Source organism: Hymenobacter segetis (assembly GCF_054776495.1).
In genome coordinates this window covers 2,210,692-2,237,282 of sequence record NZ_BAAHBV010000001.1, presented here as the reverse complement: position 1 = coordinate 2,237,282, position 26,591 = coordinate 2,210,692, and the positions used below count along the sequence as shown (strand labels likewise).

24 protein-coding genes are annotated in these 26,591 nt (G+C 62.9%); 10 read left to right on the top strand and 14 right to left on the bottom strand.

All coding sequences use genetic code 11. The annotated features are described in order from the left end of the window. Window positions 1–116 precede the first annotated feature (116 nt). Window positions 117–2,294 (top strand): bifunctional alpha,alpha-trehalose-phosphate synthase (UDP-forming)/trehalose-phosphatase, encoded by a 2,178-nt coding sequence (locus ACYU70_RS09300; protein WP_342300530.1) that lies wholly within the window; start codon window positions 117–119, stop codon window positions 2,292–2,294. Window positions 2,295–2,503: 209 nt separating this feature from the next. Here ACYU70_RS09300 and ACYU70_RS09295 read toward each other — a convergent pair whose 3' ends face one another. Continuing rightward, entirely contained in the window at window positions 2,504–4,291 is a 1,788-nt protein-coding gene (locus tag ACYU70_RS09295) for a glycoside hydrolase family 15 protein (protein WP_342300532.1), read from the bottom strand. 192 nt (window positions 4,292–4,483) lie between these two features. Next, on the bottom strand, window positions 4,484–5,095 hold the full coding sequence (locus ACYU70_RS09290) for a hypothetical protein (protein ID WP_342300534.1): 612 nt from the start codon (window positions 5,093–5,095) through the stop codon (window positions 4,484–4,486). 168 nt (window positions 5,096–5,263) lie between these two features. Between ACYU70_RS09290 and ACYU70_RS09285 the strand changes: the two genes are divergently transcribed. Beyond that, window positions 5,264–5,959, top strand: a complete 696-nt coding sequence (locus tag ACYU70_RS09285; protein ID WP_342300536.1) for a hypothetical protein — start codon at window positions 5,264–5,266, stop codon at window positions 5,957–5,959. 286 nt (window positions 5,960–6,245) lie between these two features. Here the strand turns inward: ACYU70_RS09285 and ACYU70_RS09280 are convergent, their stop codons facing one another. Then, a complete protein-coding gene (locus ACYU70_RS09280) occupies window positions 6,246–6,728 on the bottom strand; it encodes a hypothetical protein (RefSeq protein WP_342301097.1) in 483 nt (160 codons plus the stop codon). Between the two features lie 554 nt (window positions 6,729–7,282). Between ACYU70_RS09280 and ACYU70_RS09275 the strand changes: the two genes are divergently transcribed. Next, window positions 7,283–9,970 carry a T9SS type A sorting domain-containing protein gene (locus ACYU70_RS09275; RefSeq protein WP_342301095.1) on the top strand — a complete coding sequence of 896 codons (2,688 nt, stop codon included), beginning with the start codon at window positions 7,283–7,285 and terminating at the stop codon, window positions 9,968–9,970. 255 nt (window positions 9,971–10,225) lie between these two features. On the opposite strand, the gene ACYU70_RS09270 is transcribed toward ACYU70_RS09275, so the two are convergent. Both ACYU70_RS09270 and ACYU70_RS09265 read right to left on the bottom strand, forming a co-directional pair. Next, on the bottom strand, window positions 10,226–10,852 hold the full coding sequence (locus ACYU70_RS09270; RefSeq protein ID WP_342301092.1) for a hypothetical protein: 627 nt from the start codon (window positions 10,850–10,852) through the stop codon (window positions 10,226–10,228). Window positions 10,853–11,421: 569 nt separating this feature from the next. After that, window positions 11,422–11,886: a hypothetical protein gene (locus ACYU70_RS09265; RefSeq protein ID WP_342301089.1), complete on the bottom strand. Its 465-nt coding sequence runs from the start codon at window positions 11,884–11,886 to the stop codon at window positions 11,422–11,424. Window positions 11,887–11,889: 3 nt separating this feature from the next. Here ACYU70_RS09265 and ACYU70_RS09260 point away from each other — a divergent pair, with 3 nt between their 5' ends. Then, window positions 11,890–12,222, top strand: coding sequence for a hypothetical protein (locus tag ACYU70_RS09260; protein ID WP_342301087.1), 333 nt, complete (start codon window positions 11,890–11,892; stop codon window positions 12,220–12,222). 433 nt (window positions 12,223–12,655) lie between these two features. Here ACYU70_RS09260 and ACYU70_RS09255 read toward each other — a convergent pair whose 3' ends face one another. From ACYU70_RS09255 to ACYU70_RS09245, 3 genes are all read right to left on the bottom strand, one after another. Then, window positions 12,656–12,979, bottom strand: a complete 324-nt coding sequence (locus ACYU70_RS09255) for a hypothetical protein (RefSeq protein ID WP_342301085.1) — start codon at window positions 12,977–12,979, stop codon at window positions 12,656–12,658. Window positions 12,980–13,048: 69 nt separating this feature from the next. Continuing rightward, window positions 13,049–13,780: a dolichyl-phosphate beta-glucosyltransferase gene (locus tag ACYU70_RS09250; protein ID WP_342301083.1), complete on the bottom strand. Its 732-nt coding sequence runs from the start codon at window positions 13,778–13,780 to the stop codon at window positions 13,049–13,051. A 5-nt stretch (window positions 13,781–13,785) separates the two neighbouring features. Continuing rightward, on the bottom strand, window positions 13,786–14,748 hold the full coding sequence (locus ACYU70_RS09245) for a radical SAM protein (RefSeq protein ID WP_342301081.1): 963 nt from the start codon (window positions 14,746–14,748) through the stop codon (window positions 13,786–13,788). 225 nt (window positions 14,749–14,973) lie between these two features. Between ACYU70_RS09245 and ACYU70_RS09240 the strand changes: the two genes are divergently transcribed. Together ACYU70_RS09240 and ACYU70_RS09235 are read left to right on the top strand one after the other, a co-directional pair. Next, entirely contained in the window at window positions 14,974–15,993 is a 1,020-nt protein-coding gene (locus tag ACYU70_RS09240; RefSeq protein ID WP_342301079.1) for a sensor histidine kinase, read from the top strand. Next, window positions 15,990–16,739: a LytR/AlgR family response regulator transcription factor gene (locus tag ACYU70_RS09235; RefSeq protein WP_342301078.1), complete on the top strand. Its 750-nt coding sequence runs from the start codon at window positions 15,990–15,992 to the stop codon at window positions 16,737–16,739. Before ACYU70_RS09240 ends, ACYU70_RS09235 begins: the two co-directional genes overlap by 4 nt. A 78-nt stretch (window positions 16,740–16,817) precedes the next feature. Here ACYU70_RS09235 and ACYU70_RS09230 read toward each other — a convergent pair whose 3' ends face one another. Next, window positions 16,818–17,237, bottom strand: a complete 420-nt coding sequence (locus ACYU70_RS09230; protein WP_342301077.1) for a hypothetical protein — start codon at window positions 17,235–17,237, stop codon at window positions 16,818–16,820. A 276-nt stretch (window positions 17,238–17,513) separates the two neighbouring features. Here ACYU70_RS09230 and ACYU70_RS09225 point away from each other — a divergent pair, with 276 nt between their 5' ends. From ACYU70_RS09225 to ACYU70_RS09215, 3 genes are all read left to right on the top strand, one after another. Next, window positions 17,514–17,948 carry a nuclear transport factor 2 family protein gene (locus ACYU70_RS09225; RefSeq protein ID WP_342301075.1) on the top strand — a complete coding sequence of 145 codons (435 nt, stop codon included), beginning with the start codon at window positions 17,514–17,516 and terminating at the stop codon, window positions 17,946–17,948. 121 nt (window positions 17,949–18,069) lie between these two features. Continuing rightward, window positions 18,070–18,474 carry a hypothetical protein gene (locus ACYU70_RS09220; RefSeq protein WP_342301073.1) on the top strand — a complete coding sequence of 135 codons (405 nt, stop codon included), beginning with the start codon at window positions 18,070–18,072 and terminating at the stop codon, window positions 18,472–18,474. Window positions 18,475–18,725: 251 nt separating this feature from the next. Then, entirely contained in the window at window positions 18,726–20,687 is a 1,962-nt protein-coding gene (locus tag ACYU70_RS09215) for a sensor histidine kinase (RefSeq protein WP_342301071.1), read from the top strand. Window positions 20,688–20,860: 173 nt separating this feature from the next. Here the strand turns inward: ACYU70_RS09215 and ACYU70_RS09210 are convergent, their stop codons facing one another. From ACYU70_RS09210 to ACYU70_RS09200, 3 genes are all read right to left on the bottom strand, one after another. After that, entirely contained in the window at window positions 20,861–22,021 is a 1,161-nt protein-coding gene (locus ACYU70_RS09210) for a DegT/DnrJ/EryC1/StrS family aminotransferase (RefSeq protein WP_342301070.1), read from the bottom strand. A gap of 70 nt (window positions 22,022–22,091) precedes the next feature. Next, window positions 22,092–22,769 carry an acetyltransferase gene (locus tag ACYU70_RS09205; RefSeq protein ID WP_342301067.1) on the bottom strand — a complete coding sequence of 226 codons (678 nt, stop codon included), beginning with the start codon at window positions 22,767–22,769 and terminating at the stop codon, window positions 22,092–22,094. Between the two features lie 9 nt (window positions 22,770–22,778). Further along, window positions 22,779–23,420, bottom strand: a complete 642-nt coding sequence (locus tag ACYU70_RS09200; protein ID WP_342301065.1) for a sugar transferase — start codon at window positions 23,418–23,420, stop codon at window positions 22,779–22,781. Window positions 23,421–23,477: 57 nt separating this feature from the next. On the opposite strand from ACYU70_RS09200, the gene ispE reads away from it, so the two are divergent. Then, window positions 23,478–24,299, top strand: a complete 822-nt coding sequence (gene ispE, locus ACYU70_RS09195) for a 4-(cytidine 5'-diphospho)-2-C-methyl-D-erythritol kinase (protein ID WP_342301063.1) — start codon at window positions 23,478–23,480, stop codon at window positions 24,297–24,299. Between the two features lie 104 nt (window positions 24,300–24,403). On the opposite strand, the gene ACYU70_RS09190 is transcribed toward ispE, so the two are convergent. Both ACYU70_RS09190 and ACYU70_RS09185 read right to left on the bottom strand, forming a co-directional pair. Then, window positions 24,404–25,351, bottom strand: a complete 948-nt coding sequence (locus ACYU70_RS09190) for a DMT family transporter (protein WP_460615970.1) — start codon at window positions 25,349–25,351, stop codon at window positions 24,404–24,406. Window positions 25,352–25,484: 133 nt separating this feature from the next. Continuing rightward, window positions 25,485–26,564 carry an LptF/LptG family permease gene (locus ACYU70_RS09185; protein WP_460615969.1) on the bottom strand — a complete coding sequence of 360 codons (1,080 nt, stop codon included), beginning with the start codon at window positions 26,562–26,564 and terminating at the stop codon, window positions 25,485–25,487. Window positions 26,565–26,591: the final 27 nt, after the last annotated feature.

Genomic DNA, 26,591 nt, shown 5'->3' with positions numbered 1-26,591 from the left:
AGGAGGGCAGTTGAGGCGATAATCAGCGGCCGTTGTGCCGCTGCCAGCGGGAGGATATGGACTGAAATCGGTTAACTAACGTAAACCATAAGGTTGTTCAACCTATCCCATTGCCTATGTCCCGCACGATAATCGTCTCTAACCGCCTCCCTACTAAAGTCATTCGTTCCGAAGAAAGCCTCACGTTTCAGCCCAGCGAAGGCGGGTTGGCCACGGGTCTGGGCTCCATTTATCGGGCGGAGGGCAACGTGTGGGTGGGCTGGCCGGGACTGTTCGTGACCGACGAGGAGGAAGAAAAATACGTCACCGAAGAGCTCCAGGCTGACAGCATGTCGCCGGTGTTTCTGACGGAGGCCGAAATCAGGGACTTTTACGAGGGTTTCAGCAATTCCACGCTCTGGCCCACTTTCCACTATTTCACGCAGTTTGCCACCTACGAGCAAACCCACTGGGATGCCTACGTGGCCGTGAATCAGAAATTTTGCGAAGCTGTACTGGCCCAGGCCGGTCCGGAGGACACCATTTGGGTGCACGACTACCAGCTGCTGCTGCTGCCCGAGATGCTGCGCAAAGCCCGTCCCGAGGCCACCATCGGCTTCTTCCTGCACATCCCGTTTCCGAGCTACGAGCTGATTCGGGTGCTGCCGTGGCGGGCCGAATTGCTGCGCGGCATGCTGGGGGCCGACCTCATCGGTTTCCACACCTTCGGCTATATGCGGCATTTCCTCAGTTCCGTGTCGCAGGTGTTGGGGCTGTCGGCCGTGAATGGTCAGATTGAGGTAGCGCACCGCGCCGTGCGCGTCGATGCTTTCCCGATGGGCATCGACTACCAGCGCTACGCCGATGCTGCCGCCTCGGAAGCGGCTATTCAGCACGAGGCCACGTACCGCCAGGCCTTGCACAACGTGCGCGTCATCCTGTCCATCGACCGGCTCGACTACACCAAGGGCATTGCCCAGCGCCTGCGGGCGTTCGAGCTGCTGCTCCAGAACTACCCCGAGTGGCGCGAGCAGGTGAGCCTGATTATGCTGGTGGTGCCCTCACGCGACCAGGTGGCGCAATATGCCGACCTGAAAGTGGAAATCGACGAGCTGGTGGGGCGCATCAACGCCTCGTACCGCACCATTGCCTGGACGCCGATTCACTACTTCTACCGCTCGCTGCCGCTGGAGGAGCTGGCCTCGCTCTACCGCCTGGCGGAGGTGGCGCTGGTGACGCCCATGCGTGATGGCATGAACCTCGTGGCCAAAGAATTTGTGGCCAGCAAGGCCGACCACAAGGGCGTGCTTATCCTCAGCGAGCGGGCCGGGGCGGCGCGGGAGCTGTCCGATGCTCTCATCATCAACCCCACCGACATCAACCAGCTGGCTGAGGCCATGCACGAGGCCTTGGTGATGCCCGAGGAAGACCAGATTCAGCGCATGACAGCCATGCAGGCCCTGGTGCAGCGCTACAACGTGTTTTCCTGGACCAAACTCTTCCTCAATCAGCTTGCATATACCAAAATGAAGCAACAAACCCTGGCCACCGAAACCCTCACGCCCGCGCCCACCGGCCAACTGCTCGAAGCCTACCGGGCCAGCAAGCAGCGGCTGTTGCTGCTCGATTATGATGGCACGCTGGTCAACTTCCACCCCAACCCGCAGCGCGCACAGCCCGACCAGGAGCTGCGCCTGCTACTAAAGGCGCTGAGCGACAACCCGCAGAACCGCGTGGTCATCATCAGCGGACGTGACCGGGATACGCTGGAACGGTGGCTGGGCGACCTGCATGTCGACTTCATTGCCGAGCACGGCGTGTGGCTGCGGGCGGCGGGCGACGAGTGGAGCCTCTTCCAGGCCATGCGCAACGACTGGAAGCGCGAGCTGCTGCCGGTGCTGGAGCTGTACGTGGCCCGCACCGCCGGCTCATTCATCGAGGAGAAGGACTACTCGCTGGTGTGGCACTACCGCCGTGTGGATGAGGAACTGGGGGCCGTGCGCGCCCGCGAGCTGCTCAACCACCTCACCTTCATGACTTCCAACACCGACCTCCAAGTGATGGAGGGCAACAAGGTGCTCGAAATCAAAAATGCCGGCATCAACAAAGGCACGGCGGCTACGCGCTGGCTGAGCTACTATAGCCCCGATTTCATCCTGGCGCTGGGCGACGACCGCACGGATGAGGACACTTTCCGGGCGCTGCCTGCGGATGCGTTTACGGTGCGGGTGGGGTCGGCTCCGCATTCGTCGGCGCGGTTCCATGTGGAGTCGCCTACGGAAGTGCGGCAGCTGCTGCGGAAGTTGATTGGGTAGGGGGCGTAGAACGAAAACTCCCCTCCTTTTTTAAGGAGGGGATGTTTCAGCGAAGCTGAAACGGGGGTGGTTGCACTCGTTGAACGATGGCTGGACGACTTGCGCCCGTATTGTTCGGGTGTCGTTCAACGAATGCAACCACCCCCGTCCGAGCCGTTGGCTCGAACATCCCCTCCTTAAAAAAGGAGGGGAGTTTGTCGTTCTCACATTTACCCAACAAACCGCGGCTTGTCCTGCCGGTGCGCAATGCGGTAAGCCGCGTTCACCAGCCCAACGTGGCTGTAGGCCTGTGGGAAATTGCCCCACTGCGAGCCGGTTTTTGCGTCCACATCCTCGGACAGAAGCCCCAGATGATTGGCGTACTTAATCAATTTCTCAAACTCAGCGGCGGCTTCTTCGAGGCGGCCGACGCAGGCCAGGGCCTCCACGTACCAGAAGGAGCAGATGAGGAACGTGGTTTCGGGCGTGCCGAAATCGTCGGGGTGGCGGTAGCGGTAGAAGAGGCCTTCGGGGGTTTTTAGCTCCTTTTCAAGCTCTATCAGGTGCTTTTTGGCTTTGTCGGAGTTGCCATCGAGGTAGCCCATGAGGATGAGCTGGAGGGTGCTGGCATCCAGGTTGGCGGAGCCGATGGCGTTGGTGTACACGCCGCGCTCGGCGTCGTAGCACTGCTCGATGCGGTCGGTGGCGGCTTCGATGAGGCGGGTGGCGCGGGCCTCCATGTCCTTGTTGCCAAGGGAGCGGGCTACCTGCTGCGCGGCGTGGCCGCCGGCCCAGTGGAACAGGAAGGTATAGCAGTGCTGCTGCGCGATGTGGCGGAACTCCCAGAGGCCGGCGTCGGGCTGGTCGAGGGTGGTTTCCATGAGGCGCAGGGCTTCGGTGGCCAGCTTCTCGGGCGGGAGCTGGTCGGGGTGGGCAAAGCGGCAGTCCACGTAGAGCGGCAGCAGGGCCACCAGCACTTGGCCGTACACGTCGTTCTGAATGTGCGTGTAGGCGTCGTTACCGATGCGCACGGGCTGGTTGCCGAGGTAGCCGGCCAGGGGCAGCTCGGTTTCCACCAAATCGGCCTTGCCGCTGATGCCGTAGAGCGGCTGGTACTTGTCCTGCACCTTGGTGCTGATGTTGGCGATGAAGTGGAAGTAGCGCTCCATTTCCTCGAAGTGGCCGATGTTGTTGAAGGCCGTGAGGATGTAGTATGTGTCGCGCATCCAGCAGTAGCGGTAGTCCCAGTTGCGGGTGCTGCCAGGGGCCTCGGGCAGGCTGGTGGTGCTGGCCGCGATGATGGCCCCGGTGTCTTCGTACTGATGAATCTTGAGGGCCAGCGCCGACCGAATCACGGCATCCTGATGGAAGGTGCCGATGCTGGTGCTCTTCACCCACTTGTGCCAATAGTCGGTGGTGTTGCGCAGAAACTGCTCCACGGTGCTTTCCAGCGGGGCTTCGAGGGGCGCGCCGTAAGTGAGGACGAGGTATTTGGTTTCGTTCAGCACGAAATCTTCCTCGTCCAGAATGTAGGTGAGGGGGATGTTGGTGGTGAGGCGGATTTCCTCTTCCAAACCCAGAAAGGCAATGTGGTTGGAGCTGCGGCGGCGGGTGAGCTCCAGCTCGCCGTACTGGCCCATGGGGCGGCAGGCCACCCGCACGCGGGGCGTGCCGGCCAGCGGCTCCAGCTTCCGGATGAACATCAGCGGCTTGTAGTACCGGTCGTACTGCGCGAAGCGGGGCGCGAAATCCGTGACGCGGTAGCTGCCATCGGCGGCCGTGATTTCGGTGCGCAGCACGTTGGTGTTGGGCACGTAGGTTTGGCTGGAGGTGAAGCCGCCCGCCGCCGTGGGCCGGATGCTGAACTCGCCGCCCTTGTTATCATCCAGCAGGCTGCCGAACACGAAGCTGCTATCAAAACGCGGCCAGCAGAGCCAGCGCACGGCCGTATCGGTGCCGATGAGGCCCAGGAAGGCGCAGTTGCCGATGAGGCCGAGGTCATAGGTGTGTTTGGTCATAGGGGAGGGGGGATGGGTGGGGTTAATACCCTATTGCGCGGGCCGGGGTTGTTATGGGCAAGCGCAAAACGCCATCTGTCATCCTGAGCGGAGCGAAGGACCTTATCACGTTCGAACGGCATGTCCTGACGTGATAAGGTCCTTCGCTCCGCTCAGGATGACAGATGGCGCGGTAAAATGGGCCAAAGCCTGCTACAGCTTATCCGAAACCTGCGTGGAAATCTGCTTCGCCGTGCGCAGGGCCTGAAACTCGCCCTGCTGCGAGCGGATGGTCAGCTTGTCATCGAGCGAGAAGCTGCTGCGTAATTGCTGGTACCGGTCGTTCAGGCTGCTCATGATGGCGGCGGCGTTGGCCCAGTTGGTGGGGGTCCAGTTGGCGCGGTCCGAGCGCACGCGCTGCATAAACAGGTCGTAGGCCGAGAGCAGGCCGGTGGTGGTGAGGGTGCTCACAACGGTTTTCTTGCGCAGGAAGGCCGTGACCTGGGCATCGGTGGCGGGGCCTACCGGGGCGTCCATCACGGTGCTGCTGCTGGGGGCCGGGGCCGGGCTGGTGGCGGTGCCCGCCGGCACGTTGATGGTGCGCGTGGTGCGGCGGATGACCTTGCCGGTTTCGGGGTCCAGGTCTTCGGTTACTTCGGTTTGCTGCTGGGTGCCGGCCGGGGTGGTGGTCGTCGTCGTGGTCGGCTTGGTGGTGGTCGTGGTGGTGGGTTTGGGGGCCGTGGTCGGGGTGGTGGGCTTGGTCTGGGCCAGGGCGGCGAGGGGCGAGGCCAGCATCAGCAGCGCGAGGAGACGGGAGGTTTTCATGGGAGAATTAAGTATTGAGGTTTGCCTTTAACGGCAAAGTCCGGGCCACGGTACGCCGCCGCCCCTATTTCGGGAATATTCCCCTACTATTACGGCGCGGCTGAGGCCCAGCCCGCCGCCGGCTTGCCGGTGCGTTTTTCCTTTCCCATTTCCCCCATCGTTACCCCTATGGCTGCCGCATACTTCACCTATTTCACCAACCCCTTCGAGAGCCTGCGCATGGACCGGCCCGCCTACAAGGCCCAGGCCGAATACAGCTACCGCGCCGTGACGGAAGCCAAGCTCGGCACCCTGTTCGCGCCGCTGCTGGCCGATTTGCAAAAGGCCATCGACGGCTTCGACGAGAGCCTGACCGACCGCAGCCAGTCCACGGCCGGCGGCACCGATGCCTACCACCTGGCCCGCACCGAATGGCTGGAATTCGTGGACGACACCATGAAGGACTACGTGACCCCCAAGCTGCGCAAGCAGCCCGTCTACGCCGACTTCAAGAAATTCGGCAAGAGCAAGCTCAGCGCCCTCAAGCAGCCCAAGCTGCTCACCGAATCGAAGGCGCTGCTCAAAATATACCACGACCAGCAGAGCTTCCTCTACCCCTCGCTGGGCGATGATGCCCAGAAGAAATACGACGCCCTGGCCGCCACCGACGAAACCCGCGACACCCAGGAAGCCACCATCACCGACGCCACCCTGGCCCTGGCCGATGACCGCCGCGCCATCGCCCACGCCCAGCGCCGCCTCAAGGCCCAGCTGGAACTGAAGTTTGAGGACGAGAAGAAGGTGTACAGCTTCTTTGATTTCGCGGCCACAAAAGAGGGCCGGCAGGCAAAGAAGAAAGCCACCGCGCAAGCCGAAACAAAATAGGAGCGGACCTGCCTCCCTTCCACTTTCGGAATGCCAAAAGCCCATCGGACCTCGCTCCGGTGGGCTTTTGGCATTCCGAAAGTGGAGGGGAGCAAGGTCCGATGCCCTTCCGCCGTGCCGGAAGGGGAGGGGAGCGAAGTCCGGTCGGCTTCCGGTAGTCTGGAAGCGGAGGGGAGCGAGGTCCGGTGGGCTTCGGGAGATGTGGAAGGCGAGGGGAGCGAGGTCTGGCCTAGCGTGTGTCGTTGGCTAGCAATGAAAATAAACCCACCGTTAATGTGAACGCAAGCTACACGGCTGTATAGGTTAAAATGACCTTGCAAGAGTACGCAGGGGCCCAGCCTTCGAGCACCAGGGTTGTGGGGGCCAGCGTGAGGATTTTATAGCGATACTCGATTTCCTGTCGGACGCCTGGAGGGGCGTACCACTGGGCAAGTTCGCGCCCTTCCGACAGGAAGCGCCACTTGAAGCGCCGGGCTTGCGGCACGTCCGGGCGGCACTTGAGGGGTCCCTCATCCTCCACGTAGGTGCCATCCACTCCAAATACCGTGATGTCGTCGCGGAAGCACGGCTCTTGGCCCGCCATGCCAGGGTTATACGCACCGGGCACCGCGCGCGCCTCTGTACAGAAGACGTAGTCGCTCAAGCGCCACTTGGGCGCGGTCAGCAAGGCCAGTTGGGTGGAGGCGGCCGATGGGCGTTCGCACCCAACGGTTCCGAATGCCCCAGTGGCCAAGAACAGGGCAATGCGCACGGGGCGGAATAAAGGCATGGGCAAGTGGAAGGCAGAAGCAAGCGTTATGATAAAGTAACGCTCCTTTCGGCAAATCATTAGCAGCGGCCCGCTACCAGGGGCACGCAAGCCACTGCCGCACGTGGCGAGTTTAAGAAACCCGGCTACGAATCAACGTTTACGAAATGCCCCGAAGGGATGCGTTTCGTGAACTCGGCAATGACCGGCGAGTACCCGTCGGCGGCTTTTGCCACTCCGGAAGCGGATAGCGAGTACTCGTTTGCTGCCTGAACGGCCTCTTGGTTCTTCGTATAACTTGCCCTTCTGCTGGCGCGCCAACAGGGGAAATGAAACCCACCGTTTTCTTGCACAGGTTATCGTGCCCCGACTGGTATGCTGCTCATAAAGTACCCGCTGGCAAGGGGCATCCACAGAACAAGCCGCCTTTGCTGGGTTGGCCATGCCATGAGCGCAAAGTAACTGCTGCAAGGCTTGGTGAACGCACCCGCCCGGCAGGCGGCGAAGCCACGGCGCAGTGCGCTGGGGTTTGTGGAGTACTTTGCTTCCGATTAACACTTTACGGCTTCTGCCCCATGAAAACAATCCTGACTCAGTTTCTGCTGCCCCTCCTGTTCCTGCTCGGCCTGTGCGGCCAGGCATCGGCGGCGGCGCCACCGGCCACGGCCGAGGGCCAGCCCCTGGCCGAAGCCCTCAACCCCGATGGCACGCTCCGGGCCGGCACCAGCGGTTCGTTCGACGCGCGCGCCTTCCGCCTGCGCACGGCCCCGGACGGGCGGCCCGTGTTTCGCCCGGCGGGGACGGCCGGGGCGGGCGATGAGCGGTGGCAGGACGGGTTCGGAATGAATGGCACCGATGGGTCGGTGCTGGTGGTGGTAAGCGTGGGCAACGACGTATACATTGGGGGGGGCTTCACAACGGTCACTCAGGTAGCGGCCAACAACGTGGCGAAGTGGAACGGCTCGGCCTGGACGGCCCTGGGCACGGGGGTGAACAGCACCGTCCGGGCCCTGGCCGTTGCCGCTAACGGGGACGTGTACGCCGGCGGCAGTTTCTTCCGGGCCGGGGGGGCGCCGGCCAATTATGTGGCCAAGTGGAACGGCACGGCCTGGAGCCCGCTGGGAAGCGGCGTGAATGGACAAAATATCCTTGGTGTTCCCGTGAGCGCACTAGCGCTGGCCCCTAACGGGGACTTATACCTCGGCGGCGGCTTCACGGAAGTGGACGGAGTGCCCGCCAACGGCGTGGCCAGGTGGAACGGCTCAGCCTGGAGCAGCCTGAGCACGGGTGCGGCCAATGGGACAAACGGTCCGGTTAGAGCGCTGGCGGTAGCGGCCAATGGCGACGTATACGCGGGCGGCAGCTTCACGCAGGCCGGCGGGGCCTCGGCCAACAACGTGGCCAGGTGGAACGGCACGGCCTGGAGCAGCCTGGGTACGGGTTCCGGCAACGGCATCACGCTTTCGCCGGGTCCAAGCAATGCTGTTTTTGCACTGGCTATCGGCACGAATGGCGACGTGTACGCGGGCGGCAGCTTCACGCAGGCCGGCGGGGCTGCGGCCAACAACGTGGCCAAGTGGAACGGCGCGGCCTGGAACCCGCTGGGAAGCGGCATGACCGCCGCCACTGACGTCACCGTTTATGCGCTGGCTATCGGCACGAATGGCGACGTGTACGCGGGCGGCGTCTTCACGCAGGCCGGCGGGGCTGCGGCCAACAACGTGGCCAAGTGGAACGGCGCGGCCTGGAGCCCGCTGGGAAGCGGCATGACCGCCGCCTTTAATAGCGTTAGGGCCTTCGCGGTGGCCCCCAATGGCGATTTAAATGTGGGCGGCTACTTCACGCAGGTCGATGGGGTGCTAGCCAACAACGTGGCCAGGTGGCGTGGTGCAACCTGGAGCACGCTGGGCACGGGCAATGGCATAGACGGGCTCGTTTACGCGCTGGCGGTGGCTCCTAACGGGGATGTCTACGTTGGGGGCTCCTTCACCCATGCCGGTGGAGTGCCGGCCAACAACGTGGCCAAATGGAACGGCTCGGCCTGGAGCCTGCTGGGGAGCGGGGCGACCAACGGCGTAAACCTCAGCCGCAATGGCGTAAATATAGGGTATGTTGGTGCGCTGGCGGTGGCTCCCAACGGCGATGTCTACGTTGGGGGCGGCTTCACCACCGCCGGCGGGGTGCCCGTCAGTAACGTGGCCAAGTGGAACGGCACCGCTTGGAGTGGTTTGGGCACCGGCATCACCGGGCCCGCCTTCACGGGGACAACCGTCGCGGCGTTGGCAGTGGCCGCTAATGGCGACGTGTACGCGGGTGGTGCCTTCACGCAGGCCGGCGGGGTTGCGGCCAACAACGTAGCCAGGTGGAACGGCAGCAGCTGGAGCGCGATGGGCACGGGCATGGATATACCCAATATCCCCGTGAATGCATCCGTCAGTACGCTGGCCATGGCCGCCAATGGAGAGGTATACGCTGGCGGCAGCTTTACCCATGCCGGGGGAGTGCCGAGCAACTGCATTGCCAAATGGAACGGCACGGCCTGGAGCCCGCTGGGCACGGGTGTAACCGCACTGGGCTCCACTCCTGGCACCATCAGTTCCCTCGTGGTCGTTGCTGGCGGGGACGTGTATGTAGGGGGGCAGTTTAACGCGGCCGGCGGGATGCCGGCCAGCAACGTGGCCAAGTGGAACGGCACGGCCTGGAGCAACATGGGCGGTGGGGTAAGCGCGAGTTCCGCCGCGTCCGTGGCGGTGGCGGCCAATGGGGATGTCTACGTCGGGGGACGCTTCACCACAGCCGGCGGGATTTCGGCCAACAACATCGCCAAGTGGGACGGCACGGCCTGGAGCCCACTGGGCACCGGGGTGAGGATTGACCCGGCTCTTTATTTTCCTGTTAGTGCGTTGGCAATAGGGCCTGCCGGGAAGCTATATGTCGGGGGAGGATTTATAACGACCGGCGACGGCGCAAAGCCGATGATACATTTTGGTGTTTATGACCCCAATGCGCTGCTGGCTACCGCTACTGCAAGCCGGGTTTCCCCGGTGGCCCTCTTCCCCAACCCGGCCCACGGCACGGCCACGCTGCGCCTGCCTCCCGGCGCCCCCCACCTGCCCCTGACGCTGACCGACGCGCAAGGCCGGTCCGTGCAACGTGCCCCAACCTTTACCGGCCCCGACGCTGTGCTGGACCTGCGCGGGCTGCCTGCCGGGGTATACGTGGTGCGCTGCGGCAATTATTCTCAGCGTCTGGTAGTGGAATAGCTTAGATTCGGCTTCATGTTTCAGGTACAGGGGCAGTCCTCTTAGGTTGACGAGTTCAGGCAGGTAGCAGAACGTTTCGTGAACCCGGAAAACCGGTCGGTCCGCGTTGCCGCCGCGCGCCAGCGGGTTGTGACTATCGGCAATCCGGTCCCCCCTCGGTGGGAGGGACTTTAGCATGACCGGACACCCCGGTGGGGCAGGTTTCGGGTGTTGGGAAAAGGACTGGCCCGCCCGGCCTGCTGCATCCGCTAGCCGCTAGCGCTTCTTTTTCCGGTGCGTGGCTTCGTATTCCTGCTGCGCTTGCCGGCTCACTTCCTCCATTGCTTCCTGCATCTGCTTCATGGCGGCATCGCATCCGATGGATACCGTGTAGCGGTGCAGGTCTTTGCCCTCGGCATCCACTTCGCCGTCTATATCAACGCTGTATTGGGCGTTGTAGAAGTAGCCGTCGTAGGCAGAGAACAGGGGGGCGGGGACGTTCGGGTCGTCGGAGGCGGGCGGCGGGCTTGCGGCGAGCCGGGTAAAACCGGCCGCCACCAGCTGCTTTTGCAGGGAAGCCACGCACGCGGGGCTGCGGAAGCGGTACACCAGATTTTCCAGCAACCGGCCGTGGGCATCGGCCTGGAAGATGAGGAAAGCATCCGTGATTCTCGAATAGACCTTATAGGACGCGGGGTTGTATTCAAGGTCGGGGTCGTCTTCCCGCCACCGCACATGCGCGAAACCTCCTTCCCGCAGTATTTTTTCCACCTCGGAGGGTTGCGGGCTTTCCCCCATAAAATTGCCCTGAGCTGCTTCGGCCACCCGCAGCAACTTTCGCAGCGAAAGATATTGTGCCGATGCCCGGCCACTGGCCAGCAAAAGCACGGAAACGAGCAGCATTTTTATCACGGGAGCCGGGCGGCGCAAGGGCGCTGCCAAAGATAGGCTTGGCCCCCAGTCGGCCCGCGTCGCAGACGCGCGCCAACCGGAGGGGCGCAATATTGCATAGCGTGGCGGAAAAGGCGGCTCGGCTTATTCAGGGTAGTGGTAGCGAAACCTCGCCAGCAATGCGGCGAGCAAGCCCAGCGGGGCTGCCAACACCGCCGCCAAGCCGGAATCGCCCCGGTGGGGCAACCATGTTAACCAGTTCGGCAGCGAGGAATGCTCAAACTGCATCCCCAACCAAGCGGCGGCACCGGCCAGCAGCCAGACCGTGAGGCCAGCCCGCCACACCGGCGCATCAGTCGTAAACCGTCGAATCGTATACAGCGCTACTGCTAGGAGCCCTAACCAAACCAGTAGAAAGAGAAGGCCCCAGACGAGCATATTTTGGGCTTAAATAGAACGCGATTCACCGTCTGTAAAGTAACGCTCCTTTTAGTGAGCCAGTAGCAGCGGCCCGCTATCTGCTGGCGCGCAAGCAGTGGAAGGCGAGGCCCAGTCCTTCGTCCCCTTTGGTGCCACACGGGTCATCGATGGCCAATTTGCCGACCCAGCGCATAATACAACGCCGCCACAATGCCCGCCACGAGAAAATAGAGGAGTGCCAGTGAATACGCCCGACGCCAGAGGGCCTTGAAGCCTAAAAAGCCATTGGCGTAAACGAACAGCTGAGCCGTCAGGACCAACCCGGCAAGGCCCCCTAGGCACACCATCAGCAGGCCGGTGAGTGCCACGAGCCAGCCGTTGAGCACCACCAGCGTGCGGACGGTCATAGCCGGCCGTACAGCCGCTGAATCAGTTGAATCCATCATATGAGGAAGTTTTTGATGGCTGCGGGAAATTGATTGGCTGCCAGGATATGCTTCTCTCCCGCTGGCGCGCGTCGCCGACGCGCGCCAGCGGGGGCGGATGTTGGTGATGGAAATAAAACCCACCGTTTCGCTGAACGTGGGTTGCGTCTTGGCGCTACCTTCGACGACATCCGTTTTCACCCCATGAAGGAATTACAATGCTTAGTCGGCGAGCAGTTGAGTGCCGTGTGCTTTGTGCAGGACTACCTGCAATTGGAATTTGATGGCTACAAGCTCACCACGTATACCACGCCCCTGGTCGAAACCCTGCCCAATGAGTGGATGGCCTACGAGCACGAGCAGTACAAGAATGGGCTGTGCCGCTTCATTGCTCGCCTGGTGGAACAAGTGGTCAGTGAGCCAGGCCGCATCCTGCTTGCTTTTCGAGACTGTAGCGAACGCATCAGCCTGCCGATACATGAAGGCAAAGACAACGTCTATTACACTGACCTCGAAGGGGGATGGTTCGTGGTATAGAGCATGAAGTCATTCTTAGGCTCGTATTCGTTGTTCGTGGTATCGAAAGCCACTGTTCCCGTCACTCCATTTCTGTCCCCTCTTAGAGTGAGCGTCCTATCAGGATAAAGACCACGAAGGGGAACGTCAACCCCATTAAGCTCAATAGCAGCATCAAGATACCATTCGCCCGTTGGCCCTCCCGGCATAGGCGGCGTGCCCACCGCAACAGACAGACCCCTACCACGAAGGCCAGCAGCATGACAAGCAGCAGGGGAGTCCCAAATAAGTCACCAGTTAAAATAGGCGAGAGCAGTAAGGTCAACAACATAGCTTGAAAGTAACCCTGTATTGGGCGTTGTAAAAGTGATTTTCGTAGGGATAAAACAGGGGGCCGGGGAATCACTGGCAGCGGCCCGCTACCAAGTGCCCGTAAGCCACTGCAACATGCCCCTCATCCGCCCGGCTTCAGGCTCCCCATGTGCGCGAAGCCATAGAAGACCCAAAGACTTATCGCCGAAAAAGCCAGCGCGGCCATTACGTAAATGACGTTGGCGTTGGTGCTGCGCGTGGGAGGGGCCGTGACTAGGGCGAGGATGTTGACGCCCGCACTCACGATGACGGAGAGCGCCGCGTAGAGGACATAGCCCAAGCCGCCTAGGTAGCCGTCCTGTTGGTGGGCACTTGCCAGGGCCAGGGCCAAAACAATGTTGGCGATAAACAGGCCATTGAGGACCAGCGGCGACACGTAGTCGGCCGAAGACTGCTTTTGTTCCATGTGATAAACGGTTTTTTTGGTGAATAGAATTTGCTTTCGCTGGCAGAGGCACGGAGCCAGCCCTCCGCGCTAAGCCCGGCCGCCGGCCGGCCTGGCTACCTGCCGCAGCTGCTGCCGCAGGCGGTACACCTGCCGAAACTCCCGGGGGAGCTGCCCGATGCGGGCTTTGCTGCGCTCATCGTTTTCCCAGCGCACGGGCACTTCCCGGATGCGGAAGCCGTGGGCGCGGGCGCGGGCCAGCACTTCCAGGTCGAACGACCAGCCATCGACGGTGCAGGCGGCGAAGGTGTGCGCCGCCGCTGCGGCCGTGAAGGCCTTGAAGCCGCAGTGCGTGTCCATCACGCCGGGCAGCAGCACGCGCTGCACCACCCGGTTCACGAGCCGGCTCCAGACCCGGCGAAACCAGGGCTGGGGCCGCGTGACGCGGGAGCCGGCCAGGTACCGGGAGCCGATGGCAATGTCGGCCCCCGCCGCCAGCGCCCGCAGCAGCGGGTCCAGCTCGGTGATGGGCGTAGAGCCGTCGGCATCGGAAAACAGGCGGACCTGGCCCGTGGCCGCCAGCATGCCCAGGCGCACCGCGTGGCCTTTGCCCCGGTTGGCCGGCGAGCACAGCACGCGCAGGCCCGGCAGCTCGCCGGCCAGGGCCGAAACCAGCGCCACCGTACCGTCCGTCGAGCCATCGTCGACCACGATAATCTCAAAGCGGGCCGGGCGCGCGGCCAGAAACCGATGGAAGCGCCGCAGGGTGGGCTCGATGCGCTGCGCTTCGTTGAAGGCCGGGATAATCAGGCTGAGTTCCATCGGGCTTAGGCGTTTTGCTGGCTGCGGAAGCCGTCGAGCCGGCTGCCCAGGTGGGCATAGGCAATGGGGCAGCGGGCCGAGCACGACTTGCCGCAGTCGAACTGCTGCCGAATGTCTTCCACCGAATACTCGGCCAGGGGCTTGGCCGGCGTGCCGGTTTTGGGCTGGCACAGGTGCACCAAGCCCGCCCCGTCCACCTCGAAGTGGCGGGCCCCCGCCCGGCATTTCCAGGGCTTGCTTTCGCCCCGGGCCAGGGGCAGCTGGAAGTTGTCGTTGAGCACCTGCGGCAAGCGGCCCTTCATGGCCCGAATGCGCAGGTAGGCTTGCAGGGCTTCATCGCTCAGCGGCAGGGCCTGCCCGCTGCTGTCGCGCATCAGCGAGCACTGAAACCCGAAGCCGAAGCCGACCACCGCTTTGGCCACTTCCTCCATCTCGGCCGGGTTGCCGGACCCCAGCACCCCATTCACGCGCACCATGAACTGGGCGTGCTGGCGCAGCAGCTCCAGCTTGGGCCGCAGCCGGCGCATGCTCTTTTCGGTCACCTCGTTGTCTTCCAGACTATCGCAGCTGAGCTGCATCCCAAACAGGCCGGCCTCGTTCAGGCTCTTGATGAGCGGAGCCTTGAGCACGTGGCCGTTGGTGTTTATCATCGGCACCATGCCGGCTTCGGCGATGTAGCGGACCAGCTCGGCGATGTGCGGATGCAGCAGCGGCTCGCCGCCGTTGAGGGTCACAAACACGGCCTTCAGCTTGCGCAGCTTGTCCACCCGCGCCTTCAGTTCTTGCAGCGGCACGGGCTTGGATACTTTGTCGTACTCGTAGCAATAGCCGCAGGCCAGGTTGCAGCGGCGCGTCACCACGATTTGGACCAGCACCGGCCGGTCCTTATCGAGGGCGGCCTTCGCCATTTTCCACATCACCCGGGCCCGGGAAATGCGCATCGGTTTGTCGAAAGAGGGGAGTTTCATGCGGAACGGGGGAATAAGGATGAGGAGACTGCGGCACCCGGCTGCTCACCGGACAGCACAAACCTGCGGTACTATTCGCCCGCTCGGAAGCGTTTTCCGGCGAAGGCGGATTTCGATGCCCTGAATCGGGAGATGAGATGGGTGAATTGGCGGGCCACATGCCGCTTTTCGGCCGGCGGGCTGGTAATTTTGGTTTGGCGCAAGGCGTCGCTTCACCCCAGTCCCATGATTCGTAAAATTGCGTTGGCGGCCCTGGCTGCCACGGCGGTGTTCCACGTGGCGGTGTTCATCGAGTATGGCACCCTGTGGGTGGGCGCGCTGGCCAGCTACCAGGAGCTGCTGCTGGTGTTTGCCTTTCTGCTGGCCACGTTCCTGGTGCATGCGCCCATTGCCCGCCTCTTCGGGGCCGACCGCCTGACCAAACCGCCCGCCCCGGTCAAAGCCCTGCTGGAAGGGCTGAGCGTGGTGCTGGTCAGCCTGGTGTTCTGGGTGATGTTCTTCACCATTCCGCAGCACTACCTGGTGCCCACCGCCGAAGTGACGCCCAAAGCCCTGCGGCTGTCGCTGGCCGTGAGCGCGGTGCTGTCCCTGTTCTTCTACTACTTCGTGGAGCGCGAGCACATGCGCAAAAACCTGGAGCAGGAAGTCATTCGGGCGGCGCAGCTGCAAAAGGAAACTTTTCAGGCGCAGCTCGAAGCCCTGCAAAAGCAGGTTGACCCGCACTTCCTGTTCAATAGCCTCAACGTGCTCGGCTCGCTCATTCACCTCGATGCCGACCGGGCCGTGCAGTTCCTCGGCCAGCTGGCGGAAGTATACCGCGCCCTGCTCGATACCGGGGCGCAACCGCTGGTGCCGCTGCACCGCGAAATGGCGCTGGTGCGCGCCTACGCCAGCCTGATGGAAACCCGCTTCGGCGCGGCGCTGCGCGTGGAATGGGACGTGGCCCCGGCCTGGGAGCAGGCCTTGGTGCCCCCCACCGCCGTGCAGATGCTGCTCGAAAATGCCATCAAGCACAACGGCTCCACCACCCGCAAGCCGCTGCTCATAAAGGTATCGGCCGCCGACGGCCTGCTGGTGGTCGAAAACAACCGGCAGCCCCGCACCGACGCGGTGGCCTCGACCCACACGGGCCTGCCCAACATCCAGCGCCGCTACCAGCACCTCACCGACCGCCCCGTGGAAATCGTGCCCACGGCCGCGTCCTTCGTCGTCCGCCTCCCGCTCCTCACCGCCCCCGCCGCATGAACGTCCTGATTATCGAAGACGAGCCCCTGGCCGCCCAGGCGCTGGCCGCCGTGCTCACCCGCCACCGGCCCGCCGCCCGCATTCTGGCGGCGCTGGGCTCGGTGGAAGAAGCGGTGGAATGGCTGCGCGAGCACCCGGCCCCCGACCTGCTCTTCTGCGACATCCACCTATCAGATGGCAACAGCTTCGACATCTTCCGGCAGGTGGCGGTGGGCGCGCCCGTCATCTTCACCACCGCCTACGACGCCTACGCCATCCAGGCATTCCAGGTGAACAGCGTGGACTACCTGCTCAAGCCCCTGCAAGCCCCGGAAGTGGAACGCGCCCTGCTGAAGTATGAAACCCTGCACCCCGCCACACTGCCCGCCGCCGCCGAGAACGTGCAGCGCCTGGTGCATGGCACGCCCCGCTCGCGCTTCCTGGTGAAGTCCGGCACGGCTCTGAAAGCCGTGCCGATAGATGATGTGGCGTATTTTCTGGCCGAAGAGGGCGTGGTGTTCCTCGTCACCCACGCCGGCAAGCGGTTCATCATCCCCGACACGCTCGACCAATTAGAAGGCCAGTTAGATGCCCAGAATTTCTTTCGCATCAACCGCCAGTTCATCCTGAGCATCGGCGCGGTACAGGAAATCCGGCCGTATTTCAAGGGCCGCCTGGTGCTGCAGGTAGCGCCCCCGGTAGTGGGGGAGGACCTGGTCGTCAGCGCCGGCCGCGCGCCAGCCTTCAAGCACTGGCTGGACCACTAAGCTCCTGGTAGCTTCTTGCGATTCGGACCCTTTCGCCGAACGCCTCCCGGTGCCAGGCGCATTGCGCTGCGCGGGGTCTTATTTCATTTTGCGGTAGTTCAGCGTGTTGCCCCGGGCGGTATAGCTGAGTTCGAGCCCCTGGGCATCGACGCCGACCACTTCCCAGCACATATCCTCACTGGGCTCTACCAGGTAGCGCCCGCTGTTGCTGGGTTGCCCGGCTCCCGGTTCGGCGGGGCACGCCTGGTCCAGAATAAAGGCCGCCGTGTCGAGCGGCACGCCCTCATAATAGCTGATGTAGCGGTGGCCGCGCAGCTCGATGACGCTTTTCGGGTCTTCCGTGCTCTGCCACGTGCCCTGCAACCGCGCGTAAGTGCTTGTGTCGGCCGTTGGGGTTGGTGGCCGCAACGTGTCGCGGCTGGCCTGCGCGGAAGGAGGGGGCTCCGAGGAGCAAGCCCCGAGAAGGGCAACTACGGGAAGCAGCAGGCGAAACGTCATGAACAGGCTTTGCGTGGGAGGTAAGTATGGAATAAACGGCCCGGGGCCGCAGGGAGTAATCAAACCCTCCTTTCCGGGAACCGACACCAGACGGCTACGTGCCTGCTGCGGGAGGGTTCGGGTTTGCGAAATGCCTCGAAGGGATGCGTTTCGTAAACTCGAAAAGCCAGTTGGCCCGTATCGCCGCCGCCCCGCCAACCGGGAAATCTCTGCTGCTATCTTGCCATTCTATTGGCAATCTGCACCCTTTCCGCTACTTCCATGGGCACGCTCCGCATGAAATTACCGCTCCTTCTTCTTGGCAGCCTCACCGTGGGCAGCTGTAGCCGGCCCGTAGACGATACCGCCGCCATCAAGCACCTGCTAGAGCAGGAATCGGCCACCTGGCGGGCAGGCGACGTGGCGGGCCATGCCGCCTGCTGGCACGTCACGCCCTACAGCCGCATCCTGGTTTCCACGGCCGACGGCCAGTTTTTGGACGTGCCGCCCGCCCGCATGCTGGCCCCCTCGCCCTCGATGGGCCAGGGCGGCACCGCCGTCAATACCAACTACCACATCAGCATCACCGGCCCCACCGCCTGGGTGAGCCACGACGAAGAATCGACGGCCCGCAACGGGCAAAAGAGCTACTCGACGGAACTCCGGCTGCTGGAGAAAATCGATGGCCAGTGGAAGCTGGTGGGGCAGTCCATTCATTTGCATAAGCAGTGAGCGAGGGGGCGCTAGGTGGGGAAGATGAGAATAAAACCCGCCGTTTAGCTGAACTGGCCATTCTCTATCCCTTAATATTAGTAATGCCTAGTTTCGTACCCCTACAACTGCCCTCTAACCAATGAAACAGCTTCGACCAGCCCTATTGCTTTGTACCAGTCTACTGATGGTCGCTTGTGGCAAGGATACGCCAAAGCCAGAGCCCGACTTGTTAGGTCGCTGGAACGCCGAAAGCACGGAGGGCTTTAACTATTCTGCCTCGGGAAAGCTTGAAAGTCAGGTGATGCAGGTAACGAAAGACTACTACATGGTCATTACCCAGGATTCGCTTTCGTACCGTGAGCTCCTGAATGGCAGCGATTGGGGCAAAGCCAAATACACCCGCCAGGGCAACGAAATTCGATATGGCACTGCACATGGAACCATCACCGAATTAACGGAACATGCGCTCACGCTCCGCTTTGTTGACCCTTACAAAAAGCCAAACACCCCTTATCAGGAGGTGGAAGACCACTATACCCGGTAAGCCGTTTGCACTAATCATCTGAAATTTATAAGCTGCTGTGCGGCATCTACACCCGGCCGAATCAATTAAACGACTTACCCTCTTTTATCTAAACAGCTCCTTTCCTCCGCTGCGCTTCCTGCTGAGGCAGGGGCCGGATATTTTTCTCCACGGGTTACTTTTGAGCAGAGCAATAAACCACCGCCCCATTGCCCGCTGCCCCAAAAGCAAGGCCCGGCGCACCTCCTGATTTCTCCCGCCTGCTTCCCCGTATGCCTTCCCCGCCGCTCCCGCTTCCGCTCCGGGCCCTTGCCGCCGAATCGGTGCTGAGCGACCTGCTGGCCGTGTCCATCACCGGGGTCATCTACTACACGCCCATCTACGACGCGGCCGGCACGGGCACCATCGTGGATTTCACCTTCGAATACCTCAACCCGGCCGCCCAGCGCATGATGCACATGCCGGAAGTGCCCGCCGTGACCCACAACCAGCAGTGGCCCCATAGCAAGGCCCACGGCACGTTCGCCTTTCACGTCGAGGCCTTCGAAACCGGGGAGCCCCGCGAGTACAACATCAACTACCAGGCCGACGGCTACGACAATTACTACCGCCTGGCCGCCCGCCGCACCGGCGATGGCCTGCTCGTGAGCTTCACCGACACCTCCGACCAGCCCCGCACGCCCGTGGAAGTGGCCCTGCGCGAGGCCCAGGCCCGCACCGAGCAGCAACGGGCGCAGCTCGAAGGCCTGTTCATGCAAGCCCCGGCGGCCCTGTGCCGCCTCGATGGCCCCGACCTGGTGTATGCCCTGGTCAACCCCGTCTACCAGCAGCTGTTTCCCGGCCGGCCGCTGCTCGGCTTGCCCCTGCTCACGGCCCTGCCCGAGCTGCGGGGGCATGCCGTGTGGGCCACGCTGCAGCGCGTGTACCACAGCGGCGAAACCCACGTCGACCAGGGCGTGCATATCCCGCTGGCCCGCACCCCTGGCGGCCCGCTGGAGGACTATTACTTTAACTACATCTTTCAGGCCGACTTCGATGCCGAGAGCCGGCCCCGCGGGGTGCTGGTCTACGCTTTCGACGTCACCCATGACGTGCGCGTCAGCCAGGAGTTGCAGCAGCTCAACCAGGAGTTGGAAACCCGCGTGCAGGAGCGCACCGCCGCGCTGCAGGAAACCGAAGCCCGCTTCCGCATCATGGCCGATGCCGCGCCCAACCAAGTGTGGGCCGTGAACCCGGACGGCACCATTCGCTACGCCAACCAGGCCTTCCTCAACTTTGTCGGGGTGAGCCTGGAGCAGTACGTGGCCACGGGCTGGGCCGCCTACCTGCACCCCGAGGAGCTGGACCTGGCCCGAAACACGCTGGCCGAGGCCATTGAAACCCGCAACCTGTACACGCTGGAGCACCGCATGCGCCGCCACGACGGGCAGTACCGCTGGCTGCTGGCCCAGGGCGCGCCCAGCTTCTACCCCAACGGCGACCTATACGGCTACGTGGGCTCGGCCATCGACATCACCGAGCTCAAGCAAACCAACGAGCGCCTCACCCGCACCAATCAGGACCTGGACAACTTCGTGTACGCCGCCAGTCACGACCTCAAGCAGCCCGTCAACAACCTGGGGGGCTTGTTTGAGGAGCTGCGCCGCAGCATTTCCTTCGCCGACCTGACCGAAGAGCAGCTGCTCATGCCCCTCATTCAGGACGCGCTACAGCAGCTGGGCCACACCATCGACGACCTGGCCGCGCTCGGCCAGGCGCAGCAAACCAGCGAAGCCGCGCTATCGGAAGAAGTCCCGCTGGCCGACCTGCTGGAAGAAGTGGTGAACACGCTCGAACCCCAGGCCCGGGCCGCCCGCGCCCGCATCACGGTGGACTTCGCGGCCCGCCCCGCCGTGGCCTTCGCCCGGGCCAACCTACGCACCGTTCTGCTCAATCTGCTCAGTAATTCCCTCAAATACGCCGACCCGGCGCGGCCCGCCCGCATCCACGTGTCGGTGTGGGTCGAGGAAGGGCAGCCCGTGCTGGTGGTCGAAGACAACGGCCTCGGCTTCGACGCGGAAAAGCACGGCACGGAGCTATTTCAGCTCTTCCGACGGCTGCACACCCACACGCCCGGCTCAGGCGTGGGCCTCTACCTCGTCAACCGCATTGTGCAGGCCCACGGCGGCAGCATTGCGGTAGACAGCCAGCCGGGAGCCGGGGCCACCTTCCGCATCCGGCTGGGCCGGGCCTGAGCTGCGGTAAGGCCACGCCCGGCCCGGCCCTATGTATGACCCTGACGCCGGCTTACGGCCACCATTCGGCCCGGCCCCCACTGGCCGCGCCGAAAAACATAACATTCAGCCGCGCCAATGCGCGATGGGCAACCGTAACCCAATCATCACCCGGCCATAATGTGCCGGGCGGCTTAGCCCAGCGCCTCGCGCACGGCCTCTTTCACGCGGCGCAGCTCCGTATCGCCCATGGCCGAGCCGCTGGGCAGGCACAGGCCCCGGGCAAACAGGTCTTCGCACACCGCGCCGCCGTACATAGGCGCGGCGGCAAACAGCGGCTGCAGGTGCAGCGGCTTCCACAGCGGCCGGCTCTCGATGTTGCGGGTTTCGAGGTGCAGGCGCAGAGCTTCGGGCGTGGGGGCGGGCGCGCCATTCTCAGGGTCGGGCGAGGACAGGAGGACGGTGGTGAGCCAGCGGTTGGAGCGGCTGCCGGCCGGCTCCGGGGCTAGGGCTACCGTGAGGCCGGGCACGGCGGCGAGGTGCTCGCGGTACCAGTCAAAAATCTGGCGGCGGCGCTTCACGCGCTCGGGCAGCAGCTCCATCTGGCCACGCCCGATGCCGGCCAGGATATTGCTCAGGCGGTAGTTGTAGCCGGTTTCGGAGTGCTGGTAGTAGGGGGCATCGTCCTTAGCTTGGGTGGCCAGGAAGCGGGCTTTCTCGGCTAATGCTTTGTCATAAGTCACGAGTGCACCGCCGCCGCTGGTGGTCAGAATCTTGTTGCCATTGAAGGAAAACACGCCCACCCGCCCGAAGCCGCCCAGCGGCTGCTGCTGCCACTCCGAGCCCAGCGCCTCGGCCGCATCTTCCAGAATCGGAATGTCGAACTCCTTCGCCAAAGCCAGGATTTCGGGTAGCTTGGCTGGCATCCCGTAGAGGTGCACCAAGATGAGGGCTTTGGGCTTGCGGCCCTTCGCAATGCGGTCCACGATGGCCTCCCGCAGGCGCTCGGGGCAGATGTTCCAGGTTTCGGGCTCGCTATCCACAAACACCGGCGTAGCCCCGAGGTACACAATCGGGTTAGCCGTAGCCACGAACGTGAACGAGGGGCACAGCACCTCATCGCCCGGCCCCACGCCCAGCAAAATCAACCCCAGATGAATAGCAGCCGTGCCCGACGTGAGCGCCACCGCATACGGCACCCCCACCGCCGCACAGATGTCGGCCTCGAAGCCCGTGATGTTGGGGCCGGCCGGAGCCACCCAGTTGTCCTCAATGGCCTTGTGCACATAGTTCAGCTCGTGCCGGCCGAGGTGGGGAGGGGAGAGGTAGAGACGGTCGTAATCCTGGCTGCGCATGGGTTGTGTTATAGTAGAAGAACGTCATGCTTCGCGGCGCTCTGCATGACGTTCAAAGAAATTCTCATTATTAAATAGCTCTAGCCGGTACGCCTACCGCCGTCACATTCGCGGGCAAATCGCGCACGGCCACCGCGCCGGCCCCGAGAATGGTGTTCTCCCCGATGTGCACGCCCTGGATAACGGTAGCATTCGTCCCAAGGTACACGCCGCTATCCAGCCGGGCCGCGCCGCTCACGTTGGCGTGCGGCATCAGGGAGCAGAAATCGCCCAGCACGGCATCGTGGCCCACGGTGCAGCCCAGATTGAGCAGCACAAAGCGGCCCAGCGAAATATCACAGGTAAGAATGCAGCCCCGCTGAATGATGCAGCCCATGCCCAGCGCCACGCGCTGCCCCGGCCCCAGCGCCACCGCCGGATGCACGATGCTGGGAAAGCTAAGCTGCGCCGAGGTGAGCCGTGCCACCACGGCCGCCCGGCTTGCCGAGCTGCCCACGGCCACGGCCACGGCCAGCGGTTCGGTGGTGGCATTAAGGTCGGCAGCAGTGCCGAGGTAGGGGAGGCCGCCCACGGTGGGCGTGGCCGGCGCGTGGTCGTCGTAGAAGCCGCGCAGCAGCCACGTCGGCTGGGCCTCGTTGAGCTGCTGGAGCAACACCAGCACCTCGCGCCCCAGGCCGCCCGCCCCGAAGATGACGAGTGCCGGCAGGGCTTCGGTCACGTCGTAATCAGAAAAGAAGAGTTGCGTCATAGAAATACATTACGAAGAAGGCGGCAGCGGTGGACTGCCTCTAAATGCTGCCGTGGTGGCCTCACCGGGCATATTGATGCCGCGCGCGCCCAGCACCCGCCCGGCGGTGCGCCACAATATCAGCAGGTCGAGCCCCAGCGAAAGGTGGTCGACGTACCACACGTCAAATGCGAATTTTTCCTCCCAACTGATGGCGTTGCGGCCATTCACCTGCGCCCAGCCCGTGAGGCCGGGGCGCACGTCGTGGCGGCGGGCCTGCGCGGGCGAATACAGCGGCAGATAGGCGGGCAGCAACGGGCGCGGCCCCACCAGGCTCAAATCGCCGCGCACGATGTTCCAGAGCTGGGGCAATTCATCGAGCGAGGTGGCGCGCAGCCAGCGGCCCAGCGGCGGCAGGCGCTGGGCATCGGGCAGGGGCTGGCCGGTGGCGTCGCGGGCATCGGTCATGGTTTGCAGCTTGTACAGCGTGAACAGCCGCCCGTGCCACCCCGGCCGCGCCTGCCGAAACAGCCAGCGCCCCCGGTTCTGGACGGCTGCCAATGCCGCCGCGCCCGCCAGCAGCGGCAGCGTGAGCAGCAGCAGCGGCCCGGCCAGCGCGAGGTCGAGCAGGCGCTTACCGTGGCGGGTGTAAAAGGAAGCGGGAGCGGACACGACGCAAAAGTACCTTTGCGGCTGCCGCTTCGCTGCGGCCCTGTCTGTGCCCGCCCCATGCTCACCTTCCCCAACGCCAAGCTCAACCTCGGCCTCTACGTCACCCAGCGCCGCCCCGATGGCTTCCACACCCTCGAATCAGTGTTTGTGCCCCTGCCCTGGACCGATGCGTTGGAGATGCTGCCCGCGCCCGCCGGGGCCGCCACCAGCCTCACGCTCACCGGCCGTCCCATCCCCGGCGACCCCGCCACCAACCTCTGCCTGAAAGCCTACGAGCTGCTGCAAGCCGACTTCCCCGAGCTGCCGCCCGTACAGATTTACCTGCACAAAATAGTACCTATCGGGGCCGGCTTGGGCGGCGGCTCCGCCGATGCCGCCTTCGCCCTCAAAGCCGCCAACGACCTGTTCAGCTTAAATCTCCCCATTGAAAAGCTGGAAAGATACGCCCGCCGCCTCGGCTCCGACTGCGCCTTCTTCATCCAGAACAAGCCCGTGCTAGCTGTGGAAAAAGGTGACGTATTCGAGGAAATCAACCTGAATCTGAAAAGCGTGTCCTGCATGGTCGTGTACCCCAACCTGCACATCAGCACCGCCGAGGCCTACGCCCGCATCACCCCGCAGCCGCCGAAACACCCGCTGCGCGAAGCCCTGGCCCAGCCCATGAGCACCTGGCGCGACACCTTGAGCAACGATTTCGAAACGGCCCTCACGCCCAGCCACCCGGTGCTGGCCGAAATCAAGCAGAAGCTTTATGATGCTGGCGCTACTTATGCAAGCTTGTCGGGTTCTGGCTCGGCCGTGTACGGCCTGTGGGAAAACGGGGAGCCGGTGGCAATGACGTGGCCGACGGAATACACGGTGTGGCAGGGAATGCTTTGAGTAGGCATGGTCGGCTTGTCATTCCGACGAAGGAGGAATCTGAGATAAAACGATGAACGAGTTCACCCAGATTCCTCCTTCGTCGGAATGACAAGGCCCGGGTGCTAAACCGGCATCGCCGGCTCCAAATCCGGCTCCTTATCCTTCATCAGCCGCGCCACCAGCGGGTGAATGAGCACGCTGAGCACGATGAGCAGCGTCCCAATGTAGAAGCCCGTGCTCATGCGCTCGCCGTTGAATTGGGGCGCGTGCAGCAGCCCTTTGGTGTGCAGCCAGTAGATGGCCGCCGCCATCGAAATGCCATACACCGGCTCCAGATTAATGGTCAGGTTCACGGCAAAGGGCGAAATCCGCTTCATCAACTCCACCGACGTGGAGAAGGCGTACACCGTGCACACGCCCGCCAGCAGCAGCAGCCAGAGCCAGTCGTAGCCGTGCCACGCCAGCTGCAAACCCTGCCCCTGCGTAAAATAATGGCTATAAATCGGGAAGAACAACACGATGCTAAGACATGCGCCCAGCATCTCGTAAAACGTGAGCCGCAGCGGTGGGTGCGTCTTAATTAACTTCGAATTCAGCACGCTGAACAGCGCCGACAGCCCGGCCGAGAGCACCGCCACGCCCAGCCCCAGCAGCTGGTCCAGCTCGGCCTGGCTCACCAGGTAGAGGCCCACCATCGTAATCAAACCCAGGCCCACCTCGTAGCCGCGCACCCGCCGCCACAGCAGCAGCGGCTCCAGCAGCGAGGTCCACAGCGCCAGCGTGGCCAGCCCCGCCAAACACACGCTCACCGACGACAGCCGCGCCGCCAGAAAGAAGGTAATCCAATGCGCCGCTACCAGCGCACCCACCGCCAGCAGCCGCGCCGCCTGCCCCGCCGACACGCGCCAGGGCATCCGCCGCCCCGCCAGCAGCACCGCCAGCCCCGTGGCCGCCAGCAGCGTGCGCCAGAACACCAGCTCCACCGGCGGCACCGTCAGCACCTTGCCCAATATGGCCGTGAAGCCCCACAGGAGCACAATGAAATGGAGCTTGAGGTAGTCGCGGAGCATATGGGAAAACAGAATAGCCGTCATGCTGAGCGCAGCCGAAGCATCTCTACCGCAATAGTAAATGAATACTTGCGCGGTATAGATGCTTCAACTGCACTCAGCATGACGTTTTTAGATACAGAGTTTGCGCTGCCTACTTCGGCACAAACCGGTACAGCGCTAGCCCAATCACCGAAAAAATGGTGCTGGGTATCCACGCGGCCACCAGGGGCGACAGGCTGCCTACCTGCGCCAAATTGCGGCTCAGCATCACGAAAATGATGAACACGAACGCCAGCACGAAGCCCAGCGCAATCTGCCCGCCCACGCCGGCCCGCGACTTTCGGGCGCTGAGAATAACGCCAATCAGCGTGAGAATGACGATGGAAAATGGGTAGGCGTACCGCTCGTATTTCTCGCTCAGGTAAAGCTGGGTGTCGTCGGCCCCGCGCTCAATTTTGGTGCGGATATAGGCATTCAGCTCCGGCAGAGTGAGGGTTTCGGCCAGCTTGTAAGTGCTGGCGAAGTCCTTGGGAAACAGGTTCAGCGTGGTATCACGGGCGGGCACAGATTTCAGCGTCTCGTCCTGTGGACCTTTGAAGGTGCGAATCAATTGCGGCGACAAATGCCAGACGTGCTTGGTCGAATCCCAGTTGATAGCATCGGCCGTGAGGCGGCGGCGCAGTACGGTGCTGTCCACGGTTTCGAGGGCGAAATGGAAGCCGATATTGCTCGTGTTATCATAGCTCTCCATGTACACGTAGCTGCGCGGTCCGATTTTGATGTGCACGTTGCGCCCCTGAAACCGGTAGGGCAATTTGATATACGCCCGCTCAAACGCCACCCGCGACTTATTTCCAATCGGCAGCACCCAGCCAATCAGCCCGAATATCATCAGCCCCACTACGCTGCCCCCGATGGCATACGGCAGCATCAGCCGCCGAAAACTCACCCCACTGGCCAGAATAGCCACGATTTCAGTGCGAGCCGCCAATTGCGCCGTCACAAATACCACGGCGATAAAAATGGTAATTGGCGAAAGCAGATTGGCGAAATACGGAAACAGATAAATGTAATAGCCGAAAATAATTTTCGACATCGACAAATTATGCTGAATAAAGTCGTCGTTTTTCTCCGTGAAATCAATCACGCAAATCACCGTCACGAGAATTACCACCGAGAAGAAAAACGCGGCGAGAAATTTCTTAATGATGTATTTGTCGAGGATATTCATAGTTGGAATTATGAGTTATAAATTATG

Coding starts and splice junctions, on each gene's coding strand:
- ACYU70_RS09300 (WP_342300530.1), top strand. CDS start 117: ATGTCCCGCACGATAATCGTCTCTAACCGCCTCCCTACTAAAGTCATT.
- ACYU70_RS09295 (WP_342300532.1), bottom strand. CDS start 4,291: ATGACCAAACACACCTATGACCTCGGCCTCATCGGCAACTGCGCCTTC.
- ACYU70_RS09290 (WP_342300534.1), bottom strand. CDS start 5,095: ATGAAAACCTCCCGTCTCCTCGCGCTGCTGATGCTGGCCTCGCCCCTC.
- ACYU70_RS09285 (WP_342300536.1), top strand. CDS start 5,264: ATGGCTGCCGCATACTTCACCTATTTCACCAACCCCTTCGAGAGCCTG.
- ACYU70_RS09280 (WP_342301097.1), bottom strand. CDS start 6,728: ATGCCTTTATTCCGCCCCGTGCGCATTGCCCTGTTCTTGGCCACTGGG.
- ACYU70_RS09275 (WP_342301095.1), top strand. CDS start 7,283: ATGAAAACAATCCTGACTCAGTTTCTGCTGCCCCTCCTGTTCCTGCTC.
- ACYU70_RS09270 (WP_342301092.1), bottom strand. CDS start 10,852: ATGCTGCTCGTTTCCGTGCTTTTGCTGGCCAGTGGCCGGGCATCGGCA.
- ACYU70_RS09260 (WP_342301087.1), top strand. CDS start 11,890: ATGAAGGAATTACAATGCTTAGTCGGCGAGCAGTTGAGTGCCGTGTGC.
- ACYU70_RS09255 (WP_342301085.1), bottom strand. CDS start 12,979: ATGGAACAAAAGCAGTCTTCGGCCGACTACGTGTCGCCGCTGGTCCTC.
- ACYU70_RS09250 (WP_342301083.1), bottom strand. CDS start 13,780: ATGGAACTCAGCCTGATTATCCCGGCCTTCAACGAAGCGCAGCGCATC.
- ACYU70_RS09245 (WP_342301081.1), bottom strand. CDS start 14,748: ATGAAACTCCCCTCTTTCGACAAACCGATGCGCATTTCCCGGGCCCGG.
- ACYU70_RS09240 (WP_342301079.1), top strand. CDS start 14,974: ATGATTCGTAAAATTGCGTTGGCGGCCCTGGCTGCCACGGCGGTGTTC.
- ACYU70_RS09235 (WP_342301078.1), top strand. CDS start 15,990: ATGAACGTCCTGATTATCGAAGACGAGCCCCTGGCCGCCCAGGCGCTG.
- ACYU70_RS09230 (WP_342301077.1), bottom strand. CDS start 17,237: ATGACGTTTCGCCTGCTGCTTCCCGTAGTTGCCCTTCTCGGGGCTTGC.
- ACYU70_RS09225 (WP_342301075.1), top strand. CDS start 17,514: ATGAAATTACCGCTCCTTCTTCTTGGCAGCCTCACCGTGGGCAGCTGT.
- ACYU70_RS09220 (WP_342301073.1), top strand. CDS start 18,070: ATGAAACAGCTTCGACCAGCCCTATTGCTTTGTACCAGTCTACTGATG.
- ACYU70_RS09215 (WP_342301071.1), top strand. CDS start 18,726: ATGCCTTCCCCGCCGCTCCCGCTTCCGCTCCGGGCCCTTGCCGCCGAA.
- ACYU70_RS09210 (WP_342301070.1), bottom strand. CDS start 22,021: ATGCGCAGCCAGGATTACGACCGTCTCTACCTCTCCCCTCCCCACCTC.
- ACYU70_RS09205 (WP_342301067.1), bottom strand. CDS start 22,769: ATGACGCAACTCTTCTTTTCTGATTACGACGTGACCGAAGCCCTGCCG.
- ispE (WP_342301063.1), top strand. CDS start 23,478: ATGCTCACCTTCCCCAACGCCAAGCTCAACCTCGGCCTCTACGTCACC.
- ACYU70_RS09190 (WP_460615970.1), bottom strand. CDS start 25,351: ATGCTCCGCGACTACCTCAAGCTCCATTTCATTGTGCTCCTGTGGGGC.
- ACYU70_RS09185 (WP_460615969.1), bottom strand. CDS start 26,564: ATGAATATCCTCGACAAATACATCATTAAGAAATTTCTCGCCGCGTTT.